General features: G+C 45.6%; 18 protein-coding genes. 13 read left to right on the forward strand and 5 right to left on the reverse strand.

The genetic code is table 11. The annotated features are described in order from the left end of the window. Positions 1-13 precede the first annotated feature (13 nt). Positions 14-880, reverse strand: a complete 867-nt coding sequence (locus BLQ53_RS11595) for a MurR/RpiR family transcriptional regulator (protein ID WP_093727482.1) — start codon at positions 878-880, stop codon at positions 14-16. Positions 881-903: 23 nt separating this feature from the next. Further along, positions 904-1,827, reverse strand: a complete 924-nt coding sequence (gene coaA / locus BLQ53_RS11600; protein WP_093727483.1) for a type I pantothenate kinase — start codon at positions 1,825-1,827, stop codon at positions 904-906. A 210-nt stretch (positions 1,828-2,037) separates the two neighbouring features. Between coaA and treP the strand changes: the two genes are divergently transcribed. From treP to treR, 3 genes are read left to right on the forward strand one after another with little or no spacing between them, the layout of a single operon-like run. Next, positions 2,038-3,447 (forward strand): PTS system trehalose-specific EIIBC component, encoded by a 1,410-nt coding sequence (gene treP, locus BLQ53_RS11605; RefSeq protein ID WP_425288303.1) that lies wholly within the window; start codon positions 2,038-2,040, stop codon positions 3,445-3,447. Positions 3,448-3,465: 18 nt separating this feature from the next. Then, the gene (gene treC, locus BLQ53_RS11610; protein WP_093727485.1) at positions 3,466-5,139 is read left to right on the forward strand and encodes an alpha,alpha-phosphotrehalase; all 1,674 of its coding nucleotides are present in this window, start codon (positions 3,466-3,468) and stop codon (positions 5,137-5,139) included. A 12-nt stretch (positions 5,140-5,151) separates the two neighbouring features. Further along, on the forward strand, positions 5,152-5,865 hold the full coding sequence (gene treR, locus BLQ53_RS11615) for a trehalose operon repressor (RefSeq protein ID WP_093727486.1): 714 nt from the start codon (positions 5,152-5,154) through the stop codon (positions 5,863-5,865). Positions 5,866-6,038: 173 nt separating this feature from the next. Here treR and BLQ53_RS11620 read toward each other — a convergent pair whose 3' ends face one another. After that, entirely contained in the window at positions 6,039-6,530 is a 492-nt protein-coding gene (locus BLQ53_RS11620; RefSeq protein ID WP_342005188.1) for a GNAT family N-acetyltransferase, read from the reverse strand. Between the two features lie 118 nt (positions 6,531-6,648). Here BLQ53_RS11620 and BLQ53_RS11625 point away from each other — a divergent pair, with 118 nt between their 5' ends. The 4 genes from BLQ53_RS11625 to BLQ53_RS11640 all read left to right on the forward strand — a co-directional run bounded on the left by BLQ53_RS11625 (position 6,649) and on the right by BLQ53_RS11640 (position 9,123). After that, positions 6,649-6,882, forward strand: a complete 234-nt coding sequence (locus tag BLQ53_RS11625; RefSeq protein ID WP_093727488.1) for a hypothetical protein — start codon at positions 6,649-6,651, stop codon at positions 6,880-6,882. Between the two features lie 116 nt (positions 6,883-6,998). Beyond that, complete coding sequence (locus BLQ53_RS11630; protein WP_093727489.1) at positions 6,999-7,403, forward strand: MarR family winged helix-turn-helix transcriptional regulator; 405 nt, start codon at positions 6,999-7,001, stop codon at positions 7,401-7,403. A gap of 18 nt (positions 7,404-7,421) precedes the next feature. Then, positions 7,422-8,660 (forward strand): MFS transporter, encoded by a 1,239-nt coding sequence (locus tag BLQ53_RS11635; protein WP_093727490.1) that lies wholly within the window; start codon positions 7,422-7,424, stop codon positions 8,658-8,660. A 196-nt stretch (positions 8,661-8,856) separates the two neighbouring features. After that, the gene (locus BLQ53_RS11640; protein ID WP_093727491.1) at positions 8,857-9,123 is read left to right on the forward strand and encodes a hypothetical protein; all 267 of its coding nucleotides are present in this window, start codon (positions 8,857-8,859) and stop codon (positions 9,121-9,123) included. Positions 9,124-9,315: 192 nt separating this feature from the next. Here BLQ53_RS11640 and BLQ53_RS11645 read toward each other — a convergent pair whose 3' ends face one another. Further along, positions 9,316-9,738: a pyridoxamine 5'-phosphate oxidase family protein gene (locus tag BLQ53_RS11645; RefSeq protein WP_093727492.1), complete on the reverse strand. Its 423-nt coding sequence runs from the start codon at positions 9,736-9,738 to the stop codon at positions 9,316-9,318. A gap of 118 nt (positions 9,739-9,856) precedes the next feature. Here BLQ53_RS11645 and BLQ53_RS11650 point away from each other — a divergent pair, with 118 nt between their 5' ends. Beyond that, positions 9,857-10,714: a dimethylarginine dimethylaminohydrolase family protein gene (locus BLQ53_RS11650; protein ID WP_093727493.1), complete on the forward strand. Its 858-nt coding sequence runs from the start codon at positions 9,857-9,859 to the stop codon at positions 10,712-10,714. A 106-nt stretch (positions 10,715-10,820) separates the two neighbouring features. Next, positions 10,821-11,987 (forward strand): iron-containing alcohol dehydrogenase, encoded by a 1,167-nt coding sequence (locus BLQ53_RS11655; protein WP_093727494.1) that lies wholly within the window; start codon positions 10,821-10,823, stop codon positions 11,985-11,987. Positions 11,988-12,028: 41 nt separating this feature from the next. Here BLQ53_RS11655 and BLQ53_RS11660 read toward each other — a convergent pair whose 3' ends face one another. Then, positions 12,029-12,931, reverse strand: coding sequence for an SDR family oxidoreductase (locus BLQ53_RS11660; protein ID WP_170829677.1), 903 nt, complete (start codon positions 12,929-12,931; stop codon positions 12,029-12,031). A gap of 155 nt (positions 12,932-13,086) precedes the next feature. On the opposite strand from BLQ53_RS11660, the gene BLQ53_RS11665 reads away from it, so the two are divergent. The 4 genes from BLQ53_RS11665 (at position 13,087) to BLQ53_RS11680 (ending at position 16,166) form a co-directional block, all read left to right on the forward strand. Next, positions 13,087-14,196, forward strand: a complete 1,110-nt coding sequence (locus BLQ53_RS11665) for a glycerol dehydrogenase (RefSeq protein WP_093727496.1) — start codon at positions 13,087-13,089, stop codon at positions 14,194-14,196. A gap of 121 nt (positions 14,197-14,317) precedes the next feature. Beyond that, the gene (locus BLQ53_RS11670; protein WP_093727497.1) at positions 14,318-15,103 is read left to right on the forward strand and encodes a hypothetical protein; all 786 of its coding nucleotides are present in this window, start codon (positions 14,318-14,320) and stop codon (positions 15,101-15,103) included. Positions 15,104-15,106: 3 nt separating this feature from the next. Further along, positions 15,107-15,484, forward strand: coding sequence for a GntR family transcriptional regulator (locus BLQ53_RS11675; RefSeq protein WP_093727498.1), 378 nt, complete (start codon positions 15,107-15,109; stop codon positions 15,482-15,484). Further along, a complete protein-coding gene (locus BLQ53_RS11680; protein WP_093727499.1) occupies positions 15,477-16,166 on the forward strand; it encodes an ABC transporter ATP-binding protein in 690 nt (229 codons plus the stop codon). Before BLQ53_RS11675 ends, BLQ53_RS11680 begins: the two co-directional genes overlap by 8 nt. Positions 16,167-16,208: the final 42 nt, after the last annotated feature.

The following is a 16,208-nucleotide window of genomic DNA, read 5'->3' on the forward strand; positions in this document are numbered from 1 at the left end:
AAATGACCCCCGATCAAGCCGTCGGGGGTTTGAAATTGGAAAATACTTTAAAATCACGCCACGCCTGCTCAATTGTGCGGAGGCGTTTTTTTACGTCATCAGCTTTTTCTTTTCCAATCAAAGCGATGAACGCATGAATCAGACTGATCGGGGCAGTCAAAGAATGTGTCAGCGATGGCGATATGCTTGAAGCCATGAATGAATAATCCGCCGCTGTAAGCAGAGGAGATGATAATCCATCGGTAATGGCGATGGCTTTAGCACCGCGATCCTTGGCCATCTGGAATAACCGCAGCGTGTGATTCGAATAACGGACGAAGCTTAAGGCAATCAGTGCATCTTCCTCTCGTATGGTGGAGATCTGGTCTATTGCTCTGTCAGAGGGTTCGACGATCTCGACATTTTCGAAGATGAAAGATAGGTGATAATGCAATAGATCCGCTACACTGATGGCACTTCGGTTTGCCAGGATGAAAATACGTTTGGAATTGATCACGGTATCAGCAGCTGCATGGAATGCCTGCATATCGATTCCTTCCATTGTTTCCTGGATATTCGCTTGGTCACGGAGGAAGATGGCATATAAGTCTTGGTCTTCCGCCTGGGTGTCCTCCGAAGGATGCTTGAAACGTTCCGTTGCATTCAGCTGCTCTTGCATCGCGTTCTGCAAAGCAAGCTGCATCTCAGGAAAACCGCGGTATCCCATAAAAGCGGCAAAGCGTACGATCGTAGCATCACTCACACCTGCTGCATTCGCCAACCCCTCCACATTGAGGAAGGGTGCTTGATTCGGATGTTCGATGATGAAATTAGCAATTTTCTTTTGGGACTTTGACATCTGCTCCCGCTGACTGGAAATACGGTGGTAGATATCCGGCATGACGGAAAAAGACCCCTTTCGCTTCAGAGTTTACGTAAATATACGTCTTCGACTTCATGATTGTTGCCCTTGCGGAGGATGAGATCGGAACGGCCCTTGGTGGGCAGTATGTTCTCATGCAAATTCTTTGCATTGATCTCCTCCCATATCGTATCGGCAGATTGTAATGCTTCTTCAAGGGAAACTTCCGCATAGTGGCGGAAATAGGATTTTGGATCCTGAAACGCCGTTGCACGCAGCATAAGGAAGCGTTCCTTATACCATTTTTCGATGTTAGGTTCTTCGGCATCGATATATATTGAGAAATCAAAGAAGTCGCTGACGAAGAATTGATATTCTTTCTTCACTTGCAGCACATTCACTCCTTCAACGATCAGGATATCCGGATCAGAAACCAATTCTTCCTGCTCTGGCAGGACGTCGTAAGTAAGATGGGAATACTGCGGCCCCATGATATGCGTAGTGCCTGCCTTCACCTGTCCCATAAAATCGATCAATGCTTTGATATCATAGCTTTCCGGGAAACCTTTCCGTTTCATCAGCTGCTTTTCCTGCAGTACAGCATTCGGATAAAGAAAGCCGTCAGTCGTTACAAGTTCTGTTTTCTTATGAGGCAGAACCCGGGAAAGCAGCAATTGCAGCAATCGCGCGATTGTACTCTTGCCGACTGCTACACTTCCAGCAATACCAATTATGAAAGGTACTTTTTTCTCACTTGTACCAAGGAAAGCACCTGCTTTCGCATGAAGCGTTTCTGCCGCTTCAAGATAAAAGGAAATCAGTTTCGTCAGCGGCATATACGCGGTTTCCACCTCGGATAAGGAAATCCGAGTATTGATGCCACGAATTTCTTCCAGCTCTGTTTGCGTCAGGGGCGGTGTTTCAGTTTCCGAAAGAGCAGCCCACGCTTCCCGGGAAAAATGATAGTAAGGTTTGTATGTATGCATGATTACCCTCAACTTTTGTCTGCGAATTTGAGAATTAGTGCCAAGTAAAAACGTTTACAAATACTTTTCCATTTTACTACGACAAAATTTAATAATCCAGAGTTGAATCTTGGGGTATAGAGAAGTAGTAATCGTTTGCATAACTTGTATATACAAGTTATGATAAAAATGTATTCGCCTTCATTTTGAATGGGAGATGAGGTGTCCGAAGTGGATTTAAAACAGCACGCAGAGGAAATACTGGCAGCTCTTGGCGGTAAGGAGAACGTCCAGGCTGCGACACATTGTGTCACGCGGCTGCGGTTGGCGTTGGTGGATGAAAGAAAAGTGGACAAAGAAGCATTGCATCATATCGATGTTGTTAAAGGTTCTTTTTCAGCAAATAACCAGTATCAGGTTGTCATCGGACAAGGCACAGTCGATAAAGTATATAAGGAATTCATTCAAGTTGCCGATATCGGGGAATCCAGTAAGGAGGAAGTTAAAGAGACTGTAAGCGGTAAAGGAAATCCGCTGCAGCGGGCGTTAAAGACACTCGGTGATATTTTCATCCCGATTTTGCCAGCCATCGTCACAGCAGGACTATTACTGGGAATTCATAACATCCTGAATAATGAAGGCATCTTCTTTGATGGCGCATCGATCATACAGGTTTATCCACAGTGGGCCGGTATTGCCGATATGATTTATGTAATCGCTAACACGGCTTTTGCTTTCCTGCCAGCACTGATCGGCTGGTCAGCCGTCAAAAAGTTCGGCGGCAGCCCGCTGCTTGGTATGGTGCTCGGGTTGGCTTTGATTCATCCATCCCTATTGAATCCGACTGATTACGCCAGCGCTGCCTTGGAAGGGAATGCACCGGTATGGAATCTGTTCGGAATGGAAATCCAGCGTGTCGGGTATCAAGGACAAGTACTGCCCGTATTATTTGCGGCTTGGGTTTTGGCAAAGATAGAAATATTCCTGCGCCGGAAAGTGGCTGACAGTTTCCAGCTCCTCGTGGTAGCTCCTGTGGCGCTCTTACTTACTGGGATTGTAAGTTTCGTAGTGATCGGGCCGATCATGTTCACCGTTGGAAATGTCATCACTGATGGATTCGTTGCTGTTTTTGATACAGTAGCTCCGCTGGGAGGGCTGCTGTATGGGGCATTATACGGAGCTTTGGTCGTTACCGGACTGCACCATACGTTCCTCGCGCTTGATTTACAGCTGATTGCCAATACAGGTGCCACTTTCCTATGGCCGATATTGGCTTTGTCCAATATATCCCAAGGATCAGCCACACTTGGTGTAATGCTGGCAACCAAGGATGAAAAGCTGCGCGGATTGTCGCTGACATCCTGGATCAGTGCTTGGCTCGGTGTCACGGAACCAGCTGTGTTCGGTGTCAATTTGCGTTTTCGCTATCCTTTCTTCCTTGCTCTTGGAGCGTCGGCCATCGCTGGAATGGTCATTGCCTGGAGGGGCGTAGAAGCAAGCTCAGTGGGAATAGGCGGCGTACCAGGTATCTTCTCGATCCTTCCTGACAGTTGGGGAGCATTTGCTATCGGAATGGTGGTTGTCATCGTTGTACCATTCATAACAACATATTTAGTGGCTAAAAAGAAAAGGAATGTGTAAACGGGAGGGAAAATGATAATGCAAGAAGCCTGGTGGAAAAGAAGTACGGTTTATCAAATTTATCCGAAAAGCTTCCATGATACGAAAGGCACAGGCATGGGAGATATACAAGGAATCATCGAGAAGCTAGATTATCTGAAGGAGCTTGGTGTGGATATGGTGTGGCTGACGCCTATCTATCAATCTCCCCAACAAGATAATGGGTATGATATCAGTGATTATTATAGGGTAGTGCCAGCATATGGCACGATGGAGGATTTGGAGCGATTAATCAGTGAATTGCATGATCGTGATATGAAATTGATGATGGATATAGTCATCAACCATACGTCAACTGATCATGAATGGTTCCGCCAGGCTACTTCTTCAATCGATAATCCATACCGTGACTATTATATTTGGCGTGATCCCCGGGAAGGAGCAGAGCCGAATAATTGGGTATCCAAGTTCGGCGGCAGTGCTTGGTCATTGGAAGATCATACGAATCAGTACTATTTGCACTTATTCGACAAGACACAGGCTGATCTTAACTGGGAAAACGAAAAGGTGCGGGAAGAATTATTTCAAATGATGAATTTTTGGGCAGATAAAGGCCTCGATGGGTTACGGCTGGATGTCATCAACCTCGTGTCGAAAGCTCAGAGCTTCCCTGATGATCATGACGCCCCGGATGGTCAGTACGGTAAGGAATATTACACAGATGGCCCCCGTATCCACGAGTTTATGCATCAGATGAACCAAGCGGTATTTGCTCCGCATGACTTGGTGACAGTCGGCGAGATGTCATCCACGAGTTTGGCCGCTTGCCAACAGTATACGAAACCAGATGCCGAGGAACTGGATATGACATTCAACTTTCATCATCTGAAAGTGGATTATGAAAACGGGAAAAAATGGACGGATGGCAGACTTGAATTTATCAAACTGAAACAAATCCTGTCAGATTGGCAAGTTGGTATGCAGGAAGTCGGCGGCTGGAATGCCCTTTTCTGGTGCAACCACGATCAGCCTCGCATTGTGAGCAGATTCGGGAATGAAGGTCCTTATTGGAAAGAGTCAGCAAAGATGCTGGCATCCGTTCTGCATATGATGCAAGGAACCCCTTATATCTATCAGGGAGAAGAGATAGGGATGACAGATCCGAAATTCACAAAGCTGGAAGATTATAAGGATGTCGAAACACATAATGCTTATATGGCTCTAAGAGAAACGGGGATGGCGGAAGAACAAGTGCTGCGGATCATCCAGCTTCGCTCGAGAGATAATTCGAGGACCCCGATGCAATGGAATGACACAGAAAATGCCGGGTTCACAGACGGCAAGCCATGGCTTAAAGTAGCATCGAATTATCAAGACATCAATGTGGAAAAGGCACTCCGGGATGAAAATTCCATCTTCTATCATTATCAAAAGCTGATTCGCTTGCGGAAGGAGTATGCTATCATTACTCATGGAGATTATGAACCGTTATGTATGGATGATGAGCGCATCTTCTGTTATGAGCGAAGGTGGAATGGTGAAAAACTACTTGTCGTAGCGAATTTTTTTGGAGAGGAAGCGGAATTTTCCTATCCAAAAGCCCAAACGGCAAAAGCTGAAATCCTGCTTTCCAATTACCAGGACAGTCCGTCTGAATACAGACAGATCAAGCTTCGCCCGTACGAAGCGGTCATTTATCACAGCAAAGTGTAAAGGCCTGATGGGATGGAGAAGAAATTTCAAGCAATCTATGATGTATTAGCTAAAGAAATTCAGACAGAGAAAATCCGGGCGGGACAATTACTGCCTTCTGAAAATGAGTTGACGGAGAGATTCGCGACATCACGGGAAACGGTTCGTAAAGCTTTGCAGCTATTATCCCAAAATGGATATATCCAAAAGCTGCAAGGAAAAGGCTCGATTGTGCTTGAACAGGACAAGCTGCCTTTGCCTGTCAGTGGTTTGACAAGCTTTAAGGAACTGGCACGTTCGATGTCCCAAAAAGTAGAAACAAGTGTCATCGAACTCTCAAGCAAGGAAGCGCATGGATGTAACCAGCAAGTGCTGCAATGCGAGGAAGGCACACCTATATGGGAGTTGCAGCGAATGCGCAAGCTTGATGGAGAAGCGGTCATTTACGATAAGGACTTGCTATTGAAGAAGCTGGCTCCGGGTCTTACGAAGGAAATTGCCGCTGATTCGATTTATGATTATCTGGAACAGGAACTGGGCTTGTCAATCAGTTATGCGAGGAAGGAAGTTGTCGTCGAAGAAGCAGATGCAAAAGATAAAGAGATATTGGATATGGGAAGTTATCAACAGCTGGTGGTCGTTCGCAGTGCTGTTTATCTGGAGGATACAACTTTATTCCAATATACGGAGTCGAAACACCGTCCCGACAAGTTCCGCTTTGTCGATTTTGCACGAAGGACAAAATAAGAAATACATAAAATGTGCATAGTTCAGAGGCTATGCACATTTTTGTGTGAGTAAAGAGAAGTTTGTACACAGAAAAATTCTGTTTGTTCACATAATTTGTGTGTAACATCAGTTATACACAGAAAAATTTGGCGAATGATGCTGCAATGTACTTATCCACAAGTGGATAGCTGTTACGGACGAATCCGCTTGCCTAAAATAACTAAATCGCGCTCTATGCCATCCAGCTCAGCTACATGCGGCATATTGGCCCAACGCTCGAATCCAAAACGTTCAAAAAGCCGGATGCTCGGTTTGTTATGTCCAAAAACAAAACCTAAAACGGTCTTGAAATCCAATGCCTCGGACTGATCAAGAACGAACTGCAGCATATTTCTTCCCAGCCCTTTGCCTCGGGCATCCTCATGAAGATAGATACTGACTTCCACAGTCTTATGATAAGCAGCCCGGCCGTAAAACGGCTCCAGGCTGATCCAGCCCAATATTTTCCCATCTTCCTCCACGACCCAAAGCGGTCTTAAGTCAGTATGACGCTGGAACCATTCCAATCTGCTTTCGACGGTTATCTCTTCCAGATCCGCTGTGACCATCCTGCCGGCAATCGTTGAATTATAAATGGAAACAATCGCGGGAAGATCATGAATGTCTGCGATACGATATTGCATGTCCATTTCCCCCAGTGTTTTTGGCTTATTATACTAAACGATCGGATGGAAGAATAGTCTCATTCGGTTTGGGGTAGAAGAAAAGTAAGTGAAAAGGCAGATGAGAGGATGTGGATAGATGTATTCCGTAACATTCGGTAAAATACTCCAATTCACTGCTATTGGCTTAGTGATCGGATTTGTCATCGGTGTGATCGCTATGCTCGGCTTTGATTTAGACTTCATGGCAATGATCGTAAGTGTGCTGCTCAGCATCATTGGGGCATTTGCAGCAGGTATGTATGCTGAATTGTATCATATTAGACAAGCGGTGAATGAACAGACGGACAAGACATTGAAAAGAAGAGGATAGAAGGGAGTTTCAGCTGCTGATGATGGCGGTTGAAACTTTTTTTGATAAAATTTATTTCACATGTATGAAGTAATAATGTATACTAATACTAGTAGAAAGCAATTGGGGGTTTGTCTGTGGAAAGCAGAGATATGGTAGATTTTATCGAATTAGTGCGCAATGTCAATAAAGCGTTGCGGAAGGAATGGGATTTTCAGATTTCCGGGCCGCAGCTCGTGTTGCTGAGGCTGCTGAAAAATAATGGTCCGATGCGCATGTCTGATTTAGCCGAAGAAGTAGGTATCAGCTACAGCGGAGCGACGAATTTAGGGAACCGTATGATCAAGGAAGGTTACCTGGAGCGCATCCATTCAGAGAAAGACCGTCGGGTGGTCATGCTTACAATTACCCAAAAAGGGTCTGAATTCTATGAGAGCTTCTCAGGTGCCAGGGATAAAGCATTTGGTTCTTTTTTGGATAAATTGACGGAAGAAGAAAAGAATGAGTTCATAAGGCTGAGCCGCAAGATGCTCGCCGAATAAAAGAAAGGAGATGAGTGTATGTCGGACATTCGTAATGAAACGATACCCGATGGACACGAAATCGAACAAGCAGAAAAAGAATTACAGGAAGACGCACACAGTATAAAACGGATTTTTCAGCAACCGAAAGCAGCATGGGCGGTTGCTTTTGCATGTGTGGTTGCATTTATGGGGATCGGGCTGGTCGACCCGATCCTGCCTTCCATTGCAGCCCAAATGGATGCGACGCCAAGTCAGGTCGAATTATTATTTACGAGCTATTTGCTCGTTACCGGGATCATGATGCTGATCACAGGCTGGTTATCGAGCCGGATCGGTCCGAAAATGACGTTGCTGACTGGATTGGTCATCATCATCTTGTTCTCGACCTTAGGTGGACTGGCAGGCAGTGTCGATGAACTGGTCGGACTTCGTGCCGGCTGGGGATTAGGCAATGCATTATTCATCTCCACTGCACTTGCTGTGATCGTCAGCGTGGCCAGCGGTGGTTCGGCAGTTGCCATCATGCTTTATGAAGCGGCTCTTGGTTTGGGGATGTCAGTTGGACCGCTTTTGGGCGGTTTGCTCGGATCTATCCACTGGCGCGCACCTTTCTTCGGGGTGGCTGTACTGATGTTGATCGGATTGCTGGCAGTATGGATATTGCTGACCGATGTACCGAAACCGGCGAAGAAAATTTCGCTTTCGGCACCATTTCAAGCGCTTCGGCATCCAGGACTCCTGACGATGGGTTTGACCGCTTTATTTTATAACTTCGGGTTCTTTACTTTACTGACTTATTCACCATTTGTTTTGAATCTTGGTGAATTCGGTATCGGATTCGTCTTCTTTGTCTGGGGTATCATGCTGGCGATCGGTTCAATCTTCATCGCTCCGTCTTTTGAAGCAAAATTGGGCACGAAGAAGTCACTTAGTCTGGTGATGGTAGGTATCATCATTACATTGGCTTTAATGGGAGTAGGAGCAGATTGGCCGGTGTTCTTGATAGTGATGATTGCCTTGATGGGATTATTACTCGGTATCAACAATACTGTCATGACAACAGCTGTCATGGAAGTATCGCCAGTTGAACGTTCCACTGCATCAGCGGCATATAGTTTCCTTCGCTTCACGGGCGGTTCGATATCACCGTGGCTTGCGGGGAAAGTATCGGAGCATATTTCAATCGGGGCTCCATATTATGTAGCTGCAGCAGCAGTGCTTGTCGGATTGCTCTTATTCACAGCAAGAAGAAGTGCAATGGATCGTTTGAACTGAAAAAAGCCATGATCATTTGATCATGGTTTTTTTGCATGGAGATAGAAGGTGAACTGCTATAATCGCTTTTCTTCATTTGCTGCCCTAAAGTTAGCGAAGAATAAGGCTTTTTAAAGGATTCCGTGTATATCGTCGACTCGATTTTCAATGTACCTGCTGAAAAATCGAAACCGATCGAAACTGGTGGATCAAGCTCTTGGTTTCTGCCAAGTTCAGCAAGCCAGGAGAGCTGACTGTCGAAATTACTTGGATTGGGGGAGCGGGGAAATACGAGTTGGAGAAAAAGGATCCGGATCAGGAGCTTGCAGCAATCCGACCGATCGTGAAAATGCTCGGGGTGGTGAACCAGCAGTCAAGAAATGAAGCATTGCTTGATGAAATCGTAGAGGATATTTTTGCTGCATGTCCATCTATTTATGGGCGATATGGCGAGAATGGGATTTGGGTAATTATTCCAAAATAGCCCCGAAGAAGGAATCCAGGCATTGTTTGCAGAAAATAAAAAGATGGAGACAACTGAGGATGATACATGATGACAAAAGCACAGCGTTTTGCTGCTGCGTTGCTTATGGACGGCGAGCGACGATGGGCAGTCTCAAACAGGTGATTTCCCAATATATAAAAAAGCAGAACCAAAGGTAGTTCTGCTTTTTCGTTATAGATCGACAGTATATACGTCGTTTTTACTCACGTTCTTCAAGTAGATTTTATCGGGATTGATCTCCAATACGACATAATCGGGGTCATCGGGTCCGTCCAGCCATGCACGGAAGCTGTCTTTCCAAAGCTGTTGTTTCAGTTCGGGAGACTCACTCACTTTGGCATCGGCCTCGATTTCCACGTAATCGTCACCGACGCCATCCCCATTATATCCGAGCAAGATATGAACGTTGTGATTGCTCTTTATATCGTCCACTTTGTGTGAGTTGCCGCTAGTTGCACAATATAAGGTATACCCTTCGTTGAAGAAGGCCATATATCGAGTATAAGGCTTGCCGCCTTGAATGGTGGCAAGTGTGCCGATTTTTTGATTTTCGAGAATTTGTTCAACGTGTTTTCTGACTTCCGATTGTTCCATCGTGCTCTCCTCCTTCTGATTTCTACAGGTAGTATCCCTTTTTTGGTAGCTTATTAAACCCGAAAACAGGGAATGATATGGAGAGTGTTGTCCAAAAGCCAACAATGGAGGGTACCATATGACTAAGATGCAGGAAGAGAAAAAACCTCAAATCAAGTGCCAGACGGAATTTGGTCTGCTTAAGCACGTTGTCGTCTGTCCGCCAACATTTATGGAAATACGGAAAGTGATCAATGAAACACAAAAGCACTATTTGAATCATAATATCGATCAGCATACAGCCATGAAGCAGCACGCCGATTTTGTAAATGCACTAAGGGATCATGGGGTGGATGTGATGTCATTACCGGCACAGGAACCATTCAATGAGCAAGTCTATACCCGGGATATCGGTTTTTGTATAGGAGATACGTTATTCGCGTCGAATATGGAAGATGACATACGCAAAGGGGAAACCAGAGTATTGCGTGAATGGCTTGAGGAACAGGAACTTACATACAAGGATATCACGGCGGGTACGATTGAAGGCGGGGATGTTGTTGTTGATCATCAACGAGTATGGATCGGTCTGAGTAAACGGACAGACAAGAATGCTGTACAGCAATTACAGCAGCTGCTGCCGGAATATGAAGTGATTCCAGTGAAGATTCGTGAGGATATCCTGCATTTGGATTGCGTCTTCAATTTGGTCCGGGATGATTTGGCAATCCTTTATCCAGGAGCTTTTGAGCAGGCAGATCTGGATAGGTTCCGCAAGCTGTATAAGACGATCGAGATTTCTGAAGAAGAACAATTCTATATGGGGACCAATATCCTTTCGTTTGCACCAAATAAGCTGGTTAGCCTGCCTTCCAATAAGCGCGTGAATGAAGCGCTGCGTAAAGAAGGCGTGACGGTCGTCGAAGTGACTTTCTCGGAAATCATCAAATCCGGCGGCTCATTCCGCTGCTGTTCTCTACCGCTGCAGCGAGAATGAGTGAATGAAATGGACATATTTATATATCTCAAGTTTTGACAGGCTGAGCGGATTGCTTTACTTCTGTTCCGGCCCTTTAGCATAATAAAATGTGGAGGCGATTAGATTGGATAATTTTACGTTTTATAACCCGACGAAATTGATTTTCGGTAAAGATCAATTAGATAAATTGAAAGAAGAAATTCCTGCTTATGGCAAAAAAGTTTTGCTTGTATATGGTGGCGGCAGCATCAAACGCAGCGGCTTGTATGACAAAGTAATAACGGAACTGAAAGAAATCGACGCAGAAGTATTCGAGCTTTCTGGTGTGGAGCCGAACCCTCGTGTCTCTACTGCACGCAAAGGTGTGGAAATCTGTAAAACAGAAGGAATCGATGTCCTGCTCGCTGTTGGCGGCGGTAGTGTAATTGACTGTACAAAAGCGATTGCAGCAGGTGCGAAATATGATGGTGATGTATGGGATATCGTGACGAAGAAAGCCTTCGCAGAAGATGCTCTTCCATTCGGTACAGTGCTGACCCTTGCAGCGACAGGTTCTGAAATGAACTCTGGTTCTGTTATCACGAACTGGGAAACAAATGAGAAATATGGCTGGGGAAGCCCGCATACATTCCCGAGATTTTCTATCTTGGATCCGCAGAATACGTTCACGGTACCGCGTGATCAAACAATCTATGGCATCGTTGACATGATGTCCCACACATTGGAGCATTACTTCCATACAACAACAAACACGGAATTACAGGATCGTTTCTGTGAATCCTTGTTGCGCACTGTGATGGAAATAGGACCGAAGCTTCTTGAGGATCTGGAGAATTACGACAATCGCGCTGCTATCCTTTATAGCGGAACTATGGCATTGAATGGCGTGCTGAATATGGGCTATCGTGGCGACTGGGCGACACATAACTTGGAGCATGCTGTTTCTGCAGTCCATGACATTCCGCATGGCGGCGGTCTGGCGATCATCTTCCCGAACTGGATGAAGCATGTACTTGATGATGAGACTGCCCCTCGTTTCAAACAGCTTGCAGTCCGTGTCTTCGGGGTTGATCCGACAGACAAAACGGATAAGGAAGCTGCGCTGGAAGGAATTGATGCCCTGCGTGCATTCTGGAACAGCATCGATGCTCCGGCTACGCTTCGTGACTACGACATATCCGAGGATAGTTTGGAATTGATGGCTGAAAAAGCTTACGCGAACGGTGAATTCGGCGGATATCGCAAACTGAATAAAGAAGATTCACTTGAGATTTACAAAGCATCCTATTGAAACTAAAAGCCTGCGCATACTGATTGCGCAGGCTTTTTCTTTTAGGAACTCACCATTGTACCGCCGTTTACGTGAATGATTTGCCCTGTTACGTAGGAGGAGTCTTCACTAGCCAGGTATACATATGCCGGAGCCAGTTCATATGGCTGGCCGGCACGTTTCATTGGTACATCCTGACCGAAAGTGGCAACATCCTCAGCGGAGAAACTGGAAGGGATGAGTGGTGTCCAGATCGGTCCCGGCGCTACACCGTTCACTCGTATTCCTTTTGTGGCAAGGTTCTGGGATAGCGCCCTGGTGAAGCCAACAATTGCTCCTTTCGTACAAACATAATCAATCAAGTCAGGTTTTCCTTCGTAAGCGGTCACTGACGTCGTATTCACAATGGTGCTTCCCCTTTTCAAATGAGGGAGTGCTGCCTTGGTCAAATAGAAGAAAGCAAAGATATTGGTGTGAAATGTCGCATCCCATTGAGCGGTGGAAATATCCGTCAGGGAGTCTTGAGGGAATTGGACCCCGTGGTTGTTCACAAGGATATCCAGTTTCCCATAAGTTTGGATAGTATGCTCGACGACAGCCCGGCAATGCGCTTCGCTGCGCAGGTCGCCTACAATCAATGTACAGCGCTGGCCAAGCTGCTCGATTCTGTTCTTTGTACGTCTGGCATCTTCGTTTTCGTACTCATAATAATAGGGGATGACAACATCGGCACCTTCTTTTGCAAAAGCAATGGCTGCTGCTGCACCGATGCCGCTGTCACCTCCAGTGATGATGGCTACCCTTCCAGTAAGTTTTCCTGCTCCTTTATACTTATCTGTCTCAATGATCGGCCTCGGTTGCATCAGCCCCTCTATACCAGGCTGCTGGTCTTGGTGCTGGGGTGGGAAATAGAAGTTCGTGCCGGGCTGGGCCGGCCGGTATTTGTTATTGGATTGCTGCGTCAATTCTAGCCCTCCTCTACATTCATGGCTCCAGATGAAATATATGCACAAAGCGCGATTAATTTGCCAAGAAAGAGGAAATTTACGTTAGCAAACAGAACAAAAAGGGAAAAGGATTTGGAGTGTGATTATTTAAAAGTTGGAGAGGGGTCTTATTCATGGAAAAAGTATTTATCAGTCCAAGCCGCTATGTTCAAGGAAAGGATGTGCTCCAGAAAGCTGGCGAGCATGTGAAAAAAATCGGAGATAGTGCACTAGTACTTGCTGATGATTTTGTATGGGACTTGGCAGGTGATACAGTGCTTGAGGATTTGGGGAAAAACGGTATCCAAACACAGAAAATCGTATTCGGCGGAGAAGCCTCGACGGAAGAGATCAAAAGAATTGCGGGTGAAGGCAAGGAAAGTAATGTTGTTATCGGTATCGGAGGCGGGAAAACACTGGATACAGCCAAAGCAGTCGCGGACGAGCTGCAGGTCGGGGTTGTCATCATGCCGACGACAGCATCGACTGATGCACCGACGAGCGGCTTGAGCGTTATTTACTCTGAGGAAGGAACATTCGAGAGCTACAAGTTTTATGACAAGAATCCGGACCTTGTCCTAGTCGATACAAAAATCATCTCCCAAGCACCTCCGCGCTTTTTAGCTTCCGGAATTGCGGATGCGATGGCCACTTGGGTGGAAGCGCGTGCCTCCATCGAAGGACGGGGCACGAACATGGCTGGCGGTCTGGCGACGATTGCCGGGCAAGCGATTGCGGAGAAAGCGGAAGAAGTATTGTTTGAGTATGGTTTGCTTGCATATGAAGCTAATAAGCGTCAGATCGTCACGCCTGCATTGGAAGCTGTGGTCGAAGCCAATACACTGCTCAGCGGACTCGGTTTTGAAAGCGGCGGACTTGGAGCGGCACATGCCATCCACAATGGTTTCACCGCCCTGCATGGCGAAATCCACAATCTTACTCACGGGGAAAAAGTTGCATTCGGTACATTGACACAGCTGGCCCTGGAGGATCGCACATTGGATGAAATCAACACATACATTGATTTCTATCTCGCTCTGGGACTCCCGGTTACGCTGGAAGATATCAAACTGAAAGATGTGTCGGATGAAGACTTGCTCAAGGTTGCCGAACTAGCAGTACAAGAAGGGGAATCCATTCACAATTTGCCTGGAACAATCACAGCAGACCAGGTCGTGGATGCTATCAAAGCAGCCGATCAATACGCGAAAGCCTACAAGGAATCCATCGGATACGAAGGCTGAAACTAAGAAAAAGCTGGAACAGGAAAAAATGTTCCAGCTTTTTTTCTTTGCCTATTGACGTGTATTTATGTATTAGTGTACTATTTGATTAATACAGCAATACATCAGGAGGGTTTATTTCATGAAAGCTTGGCTAGCATTAGTTAAGAAGGAGTTCCGTGTGGGATTGCCGATCTTGCTATTGGCAGTTGTTCTATTCCTTGTCGGCTTAGTTATAGTCGCCGCTACTACCTATAGATTTGGACATGTGTGGGATGCTGTCGGTATCATCGGTTTAGTCTGGGGCAGCGGACACTTCTTTTTCATGGCTATTTACATGCTTTATAGTCTTGGAGTAGAAAGAAAAAAATTGCATCTCTGGCTCCATAATCCGATGCACGCTTCAGGCCTTCTCGCAGCAAAACTGGTGACAGGAACGGTTTACATGATTATTTCTTTGCTCATCGTAAGTATTGCGGCATATTTAGGTGGTTTGCACTTTGTCGAGTTTTCAAATGACACATGGTTTAAGATCGGTATAATTGCATTCCTGCACGTAGTTTCCTTTTCAGTAGACTTTTCTGTTTACGTCATTCTTGCATACGTTGTTTTTCTACTATTGGAAAGATACATGCCATCATTTCTAAGTGGAACAGTTGTCTTCATAGGCTGGTGGGTGTTTGCCTATCTTTCATATGGACTTATAGTAGATACCAAATTCTACACTGCGATTACAGAATGGGGGAAAATCGATTTAGGCTTTATCGCAAATTCTCTTCAATTCGATATTAGTGTCAAAGAAGCCATAGTCAATTTTCAAGGTGAGAACACTTTCATCTATGCTGGTAATTATGTTATTGAATTGATTACTATTCTCATCATCTTCTTCATCGCATCTTGGTTATTAGACAAAAAAGTAGAGGTGTAGAGTATGACCGATACATTTCAATCTTCCCAGCCGATTTATCTGCAGCTGGCAGATCGGCTGAATAGACAGATTGTCAGCGGCGAATTGAAGCCTGGCGACAAACTGCCTTCTGTACGGGAAATGGCAGTTTCATCGAAAGTAAATCCGAATACGGTACAGCGGACGTACCGCGAACTGGAGGCATCGGGAATCGTGGAATCACGCAGAGGGCAAGGAACATTCGTGACGGAAAATGAAGATATTCTTCTTTCGATACGTGAGAAGCTGAAACAAGAACAAATCGAGAATTTCATCCAAGTCATGCACGACATGGGTTATCAAAATCAGGAAATAACCGAAGGGCTCCAAACTTATTTGGAAGGAGGCGCGCGTCATGATTGAATTCAAAGATGTGACAAAGCGTTATATGACGAAGACGGCACTGAGAGACGTGAATTTGAAGCTCGATAAAGGCAAAATCATCGGTCTTGTCGGATTGAATGGAGCGGGTAAATCAACGACGATGAAGCTCATTGCTGGTCTGATCAGCCCGACCAAAGGGTCTGTGGAACTGGACGGAAAGAAAGTGACACGCCGGATGGCTTCGAAAGTGAGTTATCTGTCCGAGCTAGATGAGTATTATTCTTTCTACACCGTTCAGCAGACGATCGATTTCTTTGCGACGCAATTCCCTGATTTCAATAAAGAAAAAGCCGAAGAAATCCGAGCTTATATGAATCTGGATGCCAATACCAAGGTGAAACATTTGTCCAAGGGGAATCGCGGCAGGCTGAAAATCATCCTGACGCTGTCGAGGGAAGTACCGGTCCTGCTGATGGATGAGCCGCTATCCGGTCTGGATCCGCTTGTCCGGGATTCCATTGTGAAAGGCCTGATCACATTCGTGGACACACAGAAGCAGCTTGTTCTCCTTTCCACGCATCAGATCATGGAAGTGGAAATGATCCTCGATGAAGTGATTGCTATTAAGGATGGTGTATTGGTGGATCACCGGGATGTGGAAGAACTTCGCTATGATGAGCAGAAGGGCATATTGGAATGGATGAGCTCGATCTATGAGTAAAGAAGCATTACAACTCTTATTACAAGCAAAGGAGCAAAAAAA

The sequence above is a fragment of the Terribacillus halophilus genome, assembly GCF_900101385.1.
GTDB classification, from domain to species: domain Bacteria; phylum Bacillota; class Bacilli; order Bacillales; family Amphibacillaceae; genus Terribacillus; species Terribacillus halophilus.